This window comes from Pseudomonas sp. GW822-FHT07A10 (assembly GCF_058798795.1).
This window is the reverse complement of sequence record NZ_JBXAKV010000004.1, coordinates 220,091-232,648: the sequence shown is the minus strand read 5'-3', so window position 1 is coordinate 232,648 and position 12,558 is coordinate 220,091. Positions and strand designations below refer to the sequence as shown.

13 protein-coding genes are annotated in these 12,558 nt (G+C 60.9%); 4 read left to right on the top strand and 9 right to left on the bottom strand.

The window, feature by feature from the left end; translation table 11 throughout:
• Positions 1–39 precede the first annotated feature (39 nt).
• Positions 40–795, bottom strand: a complete 756-nt coding sequence (locus AC1RL4_RS09360; RefSeq protein ID WP_019581516.1) for a COG4705 family protein — start codon at positions 793–795, stop codon at positions 40–42.
• 206 nt (positions 796–1,001) lie between these two features.
• On the opposite strand from AC1RL4_RS09360, the gene AC1RL4_RS09355 reads away from it, so the two are divergent.
• Complete coding sequence (locus AC1RL4_RS09355) at positions 1,002–1,193, top strand: hypothetical protein (RefSeq protein WP_096480976.1); 192 nt, start codon at positions 1,002–1,004, stop codon at positions 1,191–1,193.
• Positions 1,194–1,359: 166 nt separating this feature from the next.
• Positions 1,360–1,989: a flavin reductase family protein gene (locus tag AC1RL4_RS09350; RefSeq protein WP_018926552.1), complete on the top strand. Its 630-nt coding sequence runs from the start codon at positions 1,360–1,362 to the stop codon at positions 1,987–1,989.
• On the opposite strand, the gene AC1RL4_RS09345 is transcribed toward AC1RL4_RS09350, so the two are convergent.
• Complete coding sequence (locus AC1RL4_RS09345; RefSeq protein WP_019581518.1) at positions 1,990–2,220, bottom strand: hypothetical protein; 231 nt, start codon at positions 2,218–2,220, stop codon at positions 1,990–1,992.
• Between the two features lie 41 nt (positions 2,221–2,261).
• A complete protein-coding gene (locus tag AC1RL4_RS09340; protein ID WP_230174931.1) occupies positions 2,262–2,615 on the bottom strand; it encodes a putative quinol monooxygenase in 354 nt (117 codons plus the stop codon).
• 336 nt (positions 2,616–2,951) lie between these two features.
• Between AC1RL4_RS09340 and AC1RL4_RS09335 the strand changes: the two genes are divergently transcribed.
• A complete protein-coding gene (locus AC1RL4_RS09335; protein WP_019581520.1) occupies positions 2,952–3,881 on the top strand; it encodes an AraC family transcriptional regulator in 930 nt (309 codons plus the stop codon).
• Between the two features lie 123 nt (positions 3,882–4,004).
• On the opposite strand, the gene AC1RL4_RS09330 is transcribed toward AC1RL4_RS09335, so the two are convergent.
• The 6 genes from AC1RL4_RS09330 to AC1RL4_RS09305 form a co-directional block, all read right to left on the bottom strand.
• Positions 4,005–5,060: an ABC transporter ATP-binding protein gene (locus AC1RL4_RS09330; RefSeq protein WP_019651396.1), complete on the bottom strand. Its 1,056-nt coding sequence runs from the start codon at positions 5,058–5,060 to the stop codon at positions 4,005–4,007.
• An 18-nt stretch (positions 5,061–5,078) separates the two neighbouring features.
• Complete coding sequence (locus AC1RL4_RS09325) at positions 5,079–5,927, bottom strand: ABC transporter permease (protein ID WP_019581521.1); 849 nt, start codon at positions 5,925–5,927, stop codon at positions 5,079–5,081.
• Complete coding sequence (locus AC1RL4_RS09320) at positions 5,924–6,832, bottom strand: ABC transporter permease (protein ID WP_019581522.1); 909 nt, start codon at positions 6,830–6,832, stop codon at positions 5,924–5,926. The genes AC1RL4_RS09325 and AC1RL4_RS09320 overlap by 4 nt, the downstream gene beginning before the upstream one ends.
• Positions 6,833–7,099: 267 nt before the next feature.
• On the bottom strand, positions 7,100–8,203 hold the full coding sequence (locus AC1RL4_RS09315; RefSeq protein WP_018926559.1) for an extracellular solute-binding protein: 1,104 nt from the start codon (positions 8,201–8,203) through the stop codon (positions 7,100–7,102).
• Between the two features lie 218 nt (positions 8,204–8,421).
• Positions 8,422–9,870: an aldehyde dehydrogenase family protein gene (locus tag AC1RL4_RS09310; protein ID WP_028939435.1), complete on the bottom strand. Its 1,449-nt coding sequence runs from the start codon at positions 9,868–9,870 to the stop codon at positions 8,422–8,424.
• Positions 9,867–11,504 carry a 5-guanidino-2-oxopentanoate decarboxylase gene (locus AC1RL4_RS09305; protein WP_019581524.1) on the bottom strand — a complete coding sequence of 546 codons (1,638 nt, stop codon included), beginning with the start codon at positions 11,502–11,504 and terminating at the stop codon, positions 9,867–9,869. The genes AC1RL4_RS09310 and AC1RL4_RS09305 overlap by 4 nt, the downstream gene beginning before the upstream one ends.
• 159 nt (positions 11,505–11,663) lie before the next feature.
• Here AC1RL4_RS09305 and AC1RL4_RS09300 point away from each other — a divergent pair, with 159 nt between their 5' ends.
• Complete coding sequence (locus tag AC1RL4_RS09300) at positions 11,664–12,548, top strand: LysR substrate-binding domain-containing protein (protein WP_028939437.1); 885 nt, start codon at positions 11,664–11,666, stop codon at positions 12,546–12,548.
• Positions 12,549–12,558 lie beyond the last annotated feature (10 nt).

The window sequence follows — 12,558 nt, the reverse complement described above, 5'->3', positions numbered from 1 at the left end:
CCTCTTCGCAGGCAAGCCCGTGAAGAGGACGACTCAGTCTCAAGTCAACTCGGCCGCCGTCTGCTTCGCGTACTTGCCCTGCACGTAAGATGCCCCCGCAATCATCACCACCAGAATCCCCGCCAACACCAGCGACGAGCCGATGGTGCCGAAATCCAGGCCACCCTTTGCATGGGGTTTGGTCAGGAAGTCGCCCAAGGTTGCGCCGAATGGCCGCGTCAGCACGAACGCTACCCAGAACAGCAGCACCGACGAAATCTTCGTGAAGTATTTCAACAGCACCACCAGCGCAATGGTCGAACCGATCAACAGTGCGCCGCCGGCAAAACCCAGGCCCGAGTCGTCGGCCAGGTAATCGCCAAGCGCCGTGCCCAGAGTGTTGGAAAACAGAATCGCCATCCAATAGAACATCTCGCCCCGGAAGGTCTGGACCTTGGTGACGTTCAGCGAATCGCCGCTCAAGCGCCAGGCCGCGAAAATCCCCAGCAGAATCGCAATCAGGATCATCGAACCCGTGGCGTAGCCCAATTCAAGGGTGCGGTCCATGAAGTCGGACATGGTGGTGCCAGCGGTGCTGGTCGACAGAATCACGATCCAGTACAGCACCGGCTTGTAAGTTTTGGACATCAACTGCGTGACCAGCGTCAGCACAAAGACGCTGATCAGGATCAGCGAGCTGATGGCGTAACCGACATTAAGGGTCATCGACAACAAATCCCCCGCGGTTTCACCCAGGGTCGTTGCGCAGATTTTCATGACCCAGAACGCCAGGGTGATCTGAGGAAGTTTATTCATTCAAGGCAAGCTCCAGTTCGTGACGGTCGTTTCTTCGGTTTATTGACCGGTGCGCAGACTGGCGGTGGAGCGGTGAAAAATAGGTAAGTGCAGGATGAAAATTCTGTCACGCAGACAAGAGAGCCCGATTAATCGCTGGTTAATGCCCAGTACGCATCCTGCCCCCGTCTGATCAATTCATTGCGCTGTGCAAACTGGAGTTACCCATGAAAACCAAACTGATGCTCGTTCTGGCCCTCTCTGTGCTGGCCGCCAATACCTTCGCCGCCGATGGTTACGACCGCACCGGTTCCGCCGTCTTCACTGCACAAAGCAACGTCGCTGGCGATAGCCGCACCGACGCAGCCACAGTCGCTACCGACAGCGTCGATCGCACCGATGCAGCTCGCACCAACTGATCCCTGAACGCACCACACAGCCCGGCTTTGGCCGGGCTTAGTCATTTCTGGAGCAAGCAAAACCCAGTGATCTCCACAAAACCCACACTGATTGAGGATGGACTGGAAATCTGCCGCTGGCCCTTGCACCATGCTCACCTCCCGAACGCCCTCAGGAATTCACTCCATGCCCGACGATATCCATTTCTACGAACCCGCCAACGGCCATGGCCTGCCCCATGATCCGTTCAACGCCATCGTCGGCCCGCGTCCCATTGGCTGGATTTCCTCCCAGGACGCCAACGGTCGCCTGAACCTGGCGCCCTACAGCTTCTTCAATGCCTTCAACTACATTCCGCCGATCATCGGGTTCTCCAGTGTCGGGCGCAAAGACAGCTTGAACAACATCGAGCAGACCGGCGAGTTCGCCTGGAACCTGGCGACGCGCCCACTGGCCGAGCAGATGAACCAGAGTTGCGCGATGGTTGGGCCCGAGGTCAACGAGTTCGAACTGTCCGGGCTGACCACCGCCGCGTCGAAAATCATTCAGGTGCCACGGGTCGCCGAAAGCCCGGTGTCCTTCGAGTGCAAGGTCACGCAGATCATTCAGTTGCAGCGCGCCAACAAGGAAGTGGTGCCGAGCTGGCTGATTCTCGGCGAAGTGGTCGCCGTGCATATCGCCAAATGGCTGTTGAAGGATGGGGTGTACGACACCGCCGCGGCAGAACCGATTCTGCGCGGCGGCGGGCCAGCGGATTATTTTCAGCTGGGGCCAGAGGCACTGTTCAAGATGTTCCGCCCGGGGGCGGTCAAGTGATTACCAGAGCAGGTCGGCGTCTTGTTTGACGTCTTTGAGGTGGGTCAGCTCTTTGGCCGCGGCCTCGTCGGCTTCATGAGCGGTCTTGAACGTCTGGCCTTCCAGCACTTTGTGAAAAACCGGGGCACCGGAACCACCTAGGGCTTTGACGGCAATCGCGGCGTGGTAACCGCCCTCGCCCGGTACTACTGCTGAAACGGCTTCGAAGTGTTCAAAGGCTTTACGTGCCATGTCGCGGATCCTGGCTAATGGAGAGTTGCGCCATTAAACCCTCAACCGGCCAGTTTGTGTACCGCTGCCTGGGACTGGCCGAGGGCCTGGGTCGCCGAGACATCCTTGAAGGTATGGAAATCCAGGCTGTTGACCACCATATCCTGCACCAGCTCGGCAAAAATCTGCATCGCCGGGCTGCCGAAGTAAGCGGTCATCGCCTGTTGGCTGGCCCAGAAACCGGACACCAGCCACAGCTCGGGATCACATTGCGAGTGTTGCAGGGCGAAGCTCAGGCAACCCGGCGCATTGCGCGACGGTTCGATCAGGGCGCTCAGACGCGCACCGAGTTCTGCCGAACGCCCGGCGCGGGCGCGAACGAAGGCCATATGACTGACGGGGATCTGCGTAGACATGTTCAACCCTCCCAGGGAGTCGAGTGGCAGCCGTGGGACGGGCTGCGACAGGATCCAAGATTAGGCGGCGCATCACAGTCACCGTTAGTCGATTTCTGCCGGCTTATTGCACAATCCTGCGCAACTGCAAAAAGCCTCTGTAACAGCGCGCAAAGTACTGTCACACCGCTGTCACACCACTTTTAAGCAAGTTTCATCCACGTTGCCCTGCTATGGCAGCCTCGTGTATTCACCCCGCGCAGAATCAGGCAAGCTTTTGACAGGATGTGTCTACCGCTGTCCCTTGCACAAATTTAAGCTCGGCCCATGACCAACACTTCACGGAGGATTCCCTGCATGTCGTCGCTCGATCACTTTCAGGCTCCGCTTCCCGCTGACATGGAAAAACAGCGCGCGGAACTGGCCGACCTCATCCGCCGCAACACCATGGACGATGGCTCCTACGCCACTGCCGTCGGTTCGCTGTTCATGTCGCGTCACAGCAAATCCCATGATTTCGCCCCGGGGCTGGCCCAACCGGCCCTGTGCATCATGGCCCAGGGGCGCAAGGAAGTTCGGCTGGCGGACGAGTACTTCAATTACGACCCGCTGAATTACCTGGTGGTATCAGTCTCGATGCCCTTGAGCGGACGGGTGGTGAATGCCTCGCCCGAAGAACCGATCCTCGCGGTGCGGCTGGACATCGACCCGGCGGAAATCACCGCGCTGATTGCCGACGCCGGCCCCATCGGCCTGCCCACAAGGCCCACGGGCCGAGGCCTGTATGTCGAGCGGATCGACGCGGCCATGCTCGACGCCGTGCTGCGTCTGGCGCGTTTGCTGGACACACCGAAAGACATCGCCATGCTCGCGCCGCTGATTCGTCGGGAGATTCTGTATCGGCTGTTACGCAGCCAGCAGGGACATCGGCTGTATGAGATTGCCATCGCCAACAGCCAGAGCCATCGCATCAGCCAGGCGATCAAATGGCTCAACGGCAATTATGAGCAACCGCTGCGCATCGACGACCTGGCGCGGGAAGTGAACCTGAGCGTGTCGACGCTGCATCACCGCTTCAAGGCGATGACGGCGATGAGTCCGCTGCAGTATCAGAAACAGCTGCGCCTGCAAGAAGCGCGACGGTTGATGCTGGCCGAAGGGCTGGAAGCGTCGGCGGCGGGATATCGAGTGGGGTATGAAAGCCCTTCGCAGTTCAGCCGCGAGTACAGCCGATTGTTCGGGGCACCGCCGCTGCGGGATTTGGCGCGGTTGCGGTTGTCCGTGTAATCAGATTCACACCCTGTAGGAGCGAGGCTTGCCCGCGAAGGCGTCGTATCAGCCAGCATCAATGCTGAGTATGAAATAGCCTTCGCGGGCAAGCCTCGCTCCTACGAGGATGGGGGTGTTTGTTCAGGCGCTCAGTACTCGGCACGCCTCAGCCGGCAAGGTCACCGACACCGGATTGCCAATGCTTAACCCAACGTCCTGACACGGCGTGCTCAACGCGGTAAACGACACCCCGGAACACTCGACAGTGGTTTCGATGGTCGCGCCGATATCTCGCACAAACGTCACCTTACCCAGCAAGCGATTCCCCGCCGTGGCCTGCGGTTGCGACAGTTGCAGGTCTTCGGGGCGAATCAGCATTTTCACCTTCTCCCCCACCACAATGCTGCTGCAGATCGGCACTTGCAGCGCATCGCCGCCGGGCAAGCTGACCTTGCCGTTACCCAGCGCCGTGGCCGGGAAAATATTCCCCGAACCGATGAAGTCCGCGACGAATTCATTGGCCGGGTGCCGATAAATCTCAATCGGCGTGCCCACCTGCTGCACCCGATGTTCACCCAGCACCACCACGATATCGGCCATGGTCATGGCTTCGCGCTGGTCGTGGGTGACCATGATGGTGGTGATGTTCAAACGCTGTTGCAGCTGACGGATTTCCACCTGCATCGACTCGCGCAGCTTGGCGTCCAGCGCCGACAGCGGTTCGTCGAGCAGGAGGATTTTCGGGTGGTTGGCAATTGCCCGGGCAATCGCCACCCGCTGACGCTGACCACCGGAGAGTTTTGCCACCGGGCGATCAATCATTTCCTGCAGTTGAATCAGCTCAAGTAACTCCACCACCCGCGCCTGCTGATCAGCCTTGCTGACCCCACGCAGTTTCAGCGGATAGGCAATGTTCTCCCCCACCGTCATGTGCGGAAACAGTGCCAGCGATTGAAACACCATGCCGAAATTGCGCTGATGCGCAGGGGTATGGCCGATGTCTTCACCGTCCAGGCGAATCTCGCCGCCGGTCAGGGTTTCGAGCCCGGCGATCATCCGCAGCAGAGTGGTTTTACCGCAGCCCGACGGGCCGAGGAAACACACCAGTTTGCCCTCGGGCAAATGCAGGTTTACATCCTTTACCGCGCAGGCCGAGCCGTAATGTTTCTCGACGTTTTCCAGAATCAGACCAGTCATTTGAATCACCTCAAGAAATCAGAACGAAACGCCGCCTTCGCCAACCAACTTTTCCAGCGCCCAAATGAGCACGAAGTCGATCAGCACGATCAGCACGGCAAACGAAAAAACGGTAGGGTCGAGCGAAGACACGGTGCGGCTGTACATCCAGATCGGCACGGTCATGACGTCGATGGTGTAGAGGAAATAGGTCACGGTGAACTCGTTGAACGAGACGATGAACGCCAGCAGCATGCCCGCCAGAATCCCCGACTTCATCAACGGCACCACCACATCGACAATCGCCCGCAGCGGTGAAGCGCCGAGCATTTGCGCGGCCTCTTCGACTTCGCTGCCGATGGAGAGCATCGCTGCCGTGCAGTTTTTCACCACGAACGGCAGCGCCAGAATCACATGGGCAATCACCAGCCGCGAGGTGGTGATCTGGAATGGCAGGCTGTCGAACACCAGCAGCAAGGCCAGGCCCAACACCACCATCGGGAACACCAGTGGCAGCGACATCAATTGCAGCGCCACGGCCTTGCCACGGAACTCGCAACGGGTCAGCGCGTAAGCGGCCGGCACCGCGATGATCGTGGCGAAGATCATGGTCAGGCAGGCCACCAGCAAACTGGTGCTCATGGCTTTGCCCAGGCTCAGCACATCACTGGCGTCCGGCGAGACGAAGGTGTGCCAGGCGGCCTTGTACCATTGCAGGCTGTAGCTGCTGGGCGGAAAGTCGAGGTTCGACGCGCCGCTGAACGACATGACGATCATGGTCAGGATCGGCAATACCGCCAGCAGCAGAATGAAGCCCGAGAGGATGCCGGCGAACTTGCCGGTATCGCCCGGCAACAGCGACTGACGCTTCTTGATCAAGGTGCTCATTGGGAAGCCTCCAGCATGCGCCGACGACGGCCAGTGATGTATTCGGACAAGGTCATGATTGCCAGGGTGGTAACGATCAGTACCACGCCGGCAGCGGACGCGGCAGGCCAGTTCATCAGCGGGGCGATCTGGTCATGGACCATTACCGCCAGCATCGGCACGCGCCGACCGCCGAGCAACAAAGGCACCACGAAACTGCTGGCGTTGTAGGCGAACACCAGCGTCGCGCCGGTGATGATCCCCGGAAAACTCATCGGCAACACCACTTGGCGAAACACCTGCAGGCGACTGGCGCCCAGGGTGGCAGCGGCTTCTTCGTAAGTGCGGGCGACACCGCGCATGGCGCTGGCAATCGGCAGCACGGCCAACGGAAACGCGGTTTGCACCAGGCCCATCAATACGCCGTTCTGGTTGTACAGCAGCATGATCGGCCGCTTGATCAGGCCCAGGCCCATCAGCGCCTGATTGAGCATCCCGCCCGGGCCGAGAATCACCAGCCAGCCGTAGCTTTGCAGCAACAGGTTGACCAGCAATGGCAACAGCACCGCCGCGAGGAAAATCCGCCGCACGAACGGTGAGGTCAGCCGCGACATGGTGTAGGCCACCGGGATCGCCAGCAGCACCGCGATCACCGCGCTGATCAGCGCCAGGCGCAGAGTCAGCAGCAAGGATTTGAGGTAGTACGGTTCCAGCAATTGCGCGTAACTGGCCAGGCTGAAGCCGGACCACTCCGCACCTTTGGTGCCCACGCTCATGCGCAGCACCAGGAGGCTGGCGGCAATCAGCACGCCGAGAAACAGCATCGACGGCGAGAGGAAAAACCACGCGCGCACTGTCGGTGAGACACCCCGATTAGCGCGCGTGGGTGCGACGCTTACCGGATGGGTCAGAGGTTGGTGTTCCATAGCAAGGGTCTCGTCAATGGAAAGCAGCTGGCAAACACAGCCCTCAAAACCGCCGTGAATCCTGTGGGAGCGGGCTTTTGTGGCGAGGGGGCTTGCCGACGTTCGACTGCGAAGCAGTCGTAAACCATCTCATGCGGTACACCTGATGCACCGCGATGACAGGATTCAGGGCCGCTTCGCGCCCCAACGGGGGCAAGCCCCCTCGCCACAAAAGCCCGCTCCCACATTTGATTTGCGGTGCTCTCAGGGCTTGTGTTCGCCACTCGATCAGGAAGAAAAGATTTCCGTGTAACGACGAATCCATTGGTCATGCACGGTGGCCAGGAAGGCGTTGTCGTGCATGATCGCCTTCTCGGCAATCTGCTCCGGCGTAAGGATGTACGGGCTCTTGCGGGCTTCGGCGGAGATGATCGCCTTGGCGTTGACCGGACCGTTGTAGATGTCTTCGGCCATCTTGCCCTGCACCAGCGGGTCCAGAGAGTGGTTGATGAAGGCGTAGGCCAGGTCGGTATCGCCCGGACGGTTTTTCGGCATCACCGAGAGCATCAGGTCGGTGTAGAAACCTTCCTTCATGCCGAACGTGGCGCCCAGACCGTAGGCCGGGTCGCGGATCTGTTTCGGGAAAAACGCCGGCGCGTACAAGCCGCCCATGTCCAGGGACCCGGTGCGGAACAGCTCGGCGATCTGGTTCGGGTTTTCACCCAGGGTCACCACGCGGCTCTTGAGTTCGGCGAGTTTCTTGAAGCCTGGCTCGATGTTGTGTTCGTCACCACCGGCCAGTTTGGCGGCGATGATGATCAGGTCCATAGCCTCGGTCCAGTTCGGCGGCGGCAGGAAAATGTTCGGCGCCAGGTCTGCGTCCCACATTGCGGCGTAGCTGTCGGGGGCTTCTTTCTGGGTACGGGTGCTGTAGACCAGGCTGTTGCACCACAACAGGTAACCGATACCGTGGCCATTGGCGCCGGTGCGATATTTCTCCGGCACGTCCACCAGGTTGGGGATGCGGTTGAGGTCGGGTTTTTCCAGCAGGTTGGCGGCGGCCAGGCCTTCGGCGCCGACGCCGGCCAGGGTGATGATGTCGTACTGTGGACGATCACCGCCGGCCTTGAGTTTGGCGACCATTTCCGAAGTACTGCCGGTACGGTCAGCGATGACCTTGCAGCCGTACTTGTCTTCGAAGGTCGCCGCAATATTGCGCAGTGCTGCCAGGCCAGTGTCATCGGACCAGGTCAGCAGGCGCAGGGTCTTGCCCGTAAAGCGCGTGTCGCTGGCATTGGCCCGGATGAACGGCATGCTCATGGCTGCCGCGGCTACCGACGCCACACCCACGGTTTTGATGAATTGACGTCTGTTCAGATCATGCTTGCCCATGAAGGACTCCCTTTGTTTTTTTAAGTATGAGGTTGGTCGCAACCGTTGCATCCGCGCGGCCAGATCGGCTTGAAGTCCCCGGTTTCAAAGGACTTGAGCTTGACCTGCGGGTTCATCCTGAGGTCGTGCAAAACACCTGACTATCGATAAATACTCATTGAAGCCATGACGTAAGTGCATGCCTCCTTTCGAGGCATGCGCTCACCGTTTTCGTGCTGTCAGACGGCCCGAATCACGTGTTTGATTTCCTGGAAAGCCTGCAAACCCCACGGCCCCAATTCGCGGCCGATGCTGCTCTGTTTGTAGCCACCCCAGGCGGTCTGCGGGAAGATCACTTGCGGCGCGTTGATCCACACAAGCCCCGCCTGCAAAGCGTTGGCGACCCGATCGGCGGCCTCGCTGTCGCGCGTGACCACACTGGCTACCAGACCGAACGGGCTGTCGTTGGCCAAGGCAATCGCCTCGGCTTCAGAGCTGAAACTGCGCACGCAAATCACTGGGCCGAAAATCTCTTCGCACCACAACGCACTCTCGAGGGGCGCGTCGACGAAAACGGTTGGCTGCAAAAAATAACCGCGCGACAGGTCTGCCGGACGATTGCCGCCGCAGATCAGCTTCGCGCCAGCGCTCAAACCGCGATCGATGTGGCCCAGCACCCGCTGGTATTGCGCCTGGTTGACCAGTGCGCCCATCTCCACGTTCGGGTCGAACGGGTCGGCCACGCGGATGGCTTCGGCACGGGCCTTCAATCGCGCAACAAATTCATCCGCCAACTCATCGGCGACGAGCACGCGACTGGTCGCGGAACACATCTGCCCGGCGTTGAAGAAACCGCCGCCACAGGCCACTTCCACAGCCAGTTCGATATCGGCATCGGCGAGCACCAGCAGCGAGGATTTACCGCCCAGTTCCAGGCTCACGCCTTTCACGGTTTCCGCCGCCCGCTGCATCACCTGCACGCCCACCGCGTTGCTGCCGGTGAAGGAAATCTTGGCGATGCGCGGGTCAGCCGACAGCGGTGCGCCGACCGCAAGGCCGGTGCCGCAGACCAGGTTGAACACACCGTTTGGCACACCGGCTTCGGCAATGATCGTCGCCAGTTCCAGCTCCGGCAGCGGCGTCACTTCAGACGGTTTGAGCACCACGCAGCAACCGGCGGCCAGGGCCGGGGCGAGTTTCCAGGCGGTGGTGACCATCGGGAAATTCCACGGCACGATCAGCCCCACCACACCGCACGGTTCGCGGCGCAAACGGGCGCTGAAATCGTCGCTCGGCAATGCCACGGCGCTGTCTTGTTTCGCGTCCAGGCCTTCAGCCAGACCGGCGTAATACTCGAAGGTGGCGATCACGTCGTCGACGTCGATGGCCGCTTCGAACAGCGGTTTGCCGTTGTTGCTCGACTGCAACTTCATCAACTGTTCCCGCCCGGCCTGCACGCCCGCGGCGATTCTGCGCAGGATCGCCCCGCGCTCGGCACCGGTGGTTTTCGACCATTGCTTGAAAGCGTTGGCCGCAGCGGTGACGGCCTGATCGACAGCGCGTGCATCGCCGCCGTTAACGGTGGTTAGCAGGGCTTCGGTCGCCGGGTTGATCACACGCAGATGTTCGTTGCCAGCGGACCATTGGCCGTCGATGAACAGGCCATCAAGAGTGGTAGGAAAACTCATTGCGACACCGCCTTCATCCACTGGGTCTGGTCGACTTCAATCAGGGTCGGGCCCTGACGATCGGTGGCCAGGCGCAACGCATCACGCAATCCGTCAACACTGCTGACCGCTTCGGCCGCACAGCCCAGCGCTTTGGCCACACCGATGAAATCGGGGGTGTAGATGTCCACGCCCACCGGCTCGATGGCGCGGTTGACCATGTATTTCTTGATCTCTTCGTAGCCCTGGTTATTCCACAGCAACACGATCACCGGCGTACGCGCTTCCACCGCACTGGCCAGTTCCGGCAGGGTGAATTGCAGGCCGCCGTCGCCGATCAGGCACACCACCGGCGGACGCGTGCCGCCTTCAACGCTGCCACCGAGCCAGGCGCCAATCGCCGCCGGCAAGGCGTAACCGAGGGTGCCGTAACCGGTGGACGAGTTGAACCAGCGACGCGGACGCTCCGGGTTGAAGGTCAGGTTGCCGGTGTACACCGGTTGAGTCGAATCGCCGACGAACACAGCGTTCGGCAATTCGTACAGCACGGTCTCCAGGAAGCGGGTCTGGGCCAGAGTCGGGGCGTCCCAGGTCGCGGCGAGCTCTTCTCGCAAGCGAGCGGCGCGCACCTGGCCCCAGTCGTTGCGTCGCTCGGCCAGCGACTTGTGGGACAGCGCGCTCAGCAGGGCCTGGGCGGCATTGCGCGAGTCGGCCACCAACGCCACCTTCGGCGGGTAATTACGCACGGTCTGGTCTGGGTCAATGTCCACGCGCAGCAGCACGCCCGGGATTTCGAAGCCGCCGGCAAAGGTGACGTCGTAATCGGTTTCGGCCAGTTCGGTGCCGATGGCCAGCACCACGTCGGCCTCGGCCACCAGCGCGCGGGTGGCCACCAGGCTTTGGGTCGAACCGATCAGCAGCGGATGGCTGGATTCGAGCATGCCTTTGGCATTGATGGTCAAGGCCACTGGCGCATCCAGCAGCTCGGCCAGTTCAGTCAGCTCGGCCGCCGCATCGATGGCGCCGCCACCCGCGAGAATCAATGGGCGTTTGGCACCGGCCAGCAGGTCGGTCATGCGGCTGATCGCGCTGGGCGAGGCACCGGCACGATCGATGTTCACCGGCACGCTGGCGAGCAGATCATCGGCCTCTTCGACCAGTACGTCCAACGGGATTTCGATGTGCACCGGACGCGGGCGACCGGCCTGGAACAGCGCGAAGGCCCGCGCCAACACGCCCGGCAATTCCGCCGCCGACATCAAGGTATGGGAGAACGCCGCCACGCCGCCGACCAGTGCGCTCTGGTTCGGCAGCTCATGCAGCTTGCCGCGCCCACCGCCCAATTGGCTGCGTGTTTGCACGCTAGAGATCACCAGCATCGGGATCGAGTCGGCGTAAGCCTGGCCCATGGCGGTGGTGATGTTGGTCATGCCGGGGCCGGTGATGATGAAGCACACGCCCGGTTTGCCGCTGGTGCGGGCATAACCGTCGGCCATGAAACCGGCGCCCTGTTCGTGACGTGGAGTGACGTGGTTGATGCTCGAACGGGCCAGCCCGCGATACAGCTCCACGGTATGCACCCCGGGAATGCCGAACACCTGCTCGACCCCGTAATCTTCGAGTAACTTGACCAATACTTCGCCGCACGTCGCCATGTGTTTGCCCTTTTTGTTCGTTTGAGACGCCGGGCCTGCGCAGTGTTTATGATGGATTGGCAGGCCCGGGAATGGCCTCATTGGAACGGGCGACACGTAGCCGCAACAATGGATAAAAAGTCATACTAGCCATGTCCTCACGTCATACCTTGGATCCCAATGAAACGACTGCCTCCCCTGCCGGCGCTGCACACTTTTCTGATCACCGCGCAGTGCTGCAACTTCACCCGGGCCGCCGAACAGCTGCACATCACCCAAGGCGCGGTGAGCCGGCAGATCGCCGGGCTGGAAGATCATCTGGGTTATGAGCTGTTCATTCGCCAGGCGCGGGGCTTGAGCCTGACCGCCGAAGGACGTGAGTGGTTGCCACGGGTGCAGCAGATTTTCGGCCTGATCGACGAGGCCGTGGAGCAGATCGGCGAGAAGCGCGAAACCTTGCAACTCAAGGCGCCGACCTGCGTGATGCGCTGGCTGTTGCCGCGCCTGTTGCAGTGGCAAAAGGAACGTCCGGATGTGCCGGTGGAGTTGACCACCACGGTGAAACACGGCGTGGACTTTCATCGCGAGCAGTTCGATGCGGCGGTGATGTACGGCGCGCCGCCGGACAGCTCGCTGACCTCCCATCATTTGTTCGATGAGCAACTGACGCCGGTTTGCTCCCGTCCTCTGCTGGAAGGTCCCGTGCCACTTTTAACCCCCGATGATCTGGAGCACCATCTGTTGCTGCATCCGACTCGCGATGAAAGGGACTGGAAAGCCTGGCTCAAAACTGCCGACGTTCACTTAAGCAATGTCGGCAAGGGGCAGCATTTCGAAACCCTGGATCTGGCCATGTCGATGGCTTCTCAGGGCACAGGTGTAGCGATCGGAGATTGGTCGTTGATTGGCGATGACTTGCGCGCCGGGCGGTTGGTGATGCCGTTTGCACTGAAAGTACGTACAGGATTGGCCTACTACCTTGTCCACCCTCAACGACCGGCCCCGAGCGCTCCGCTGGCTGAGCTGCTCGATTGGCTGCAAGCTCAGGCGCGTGCTACGTCATAGGCGAGCAGCC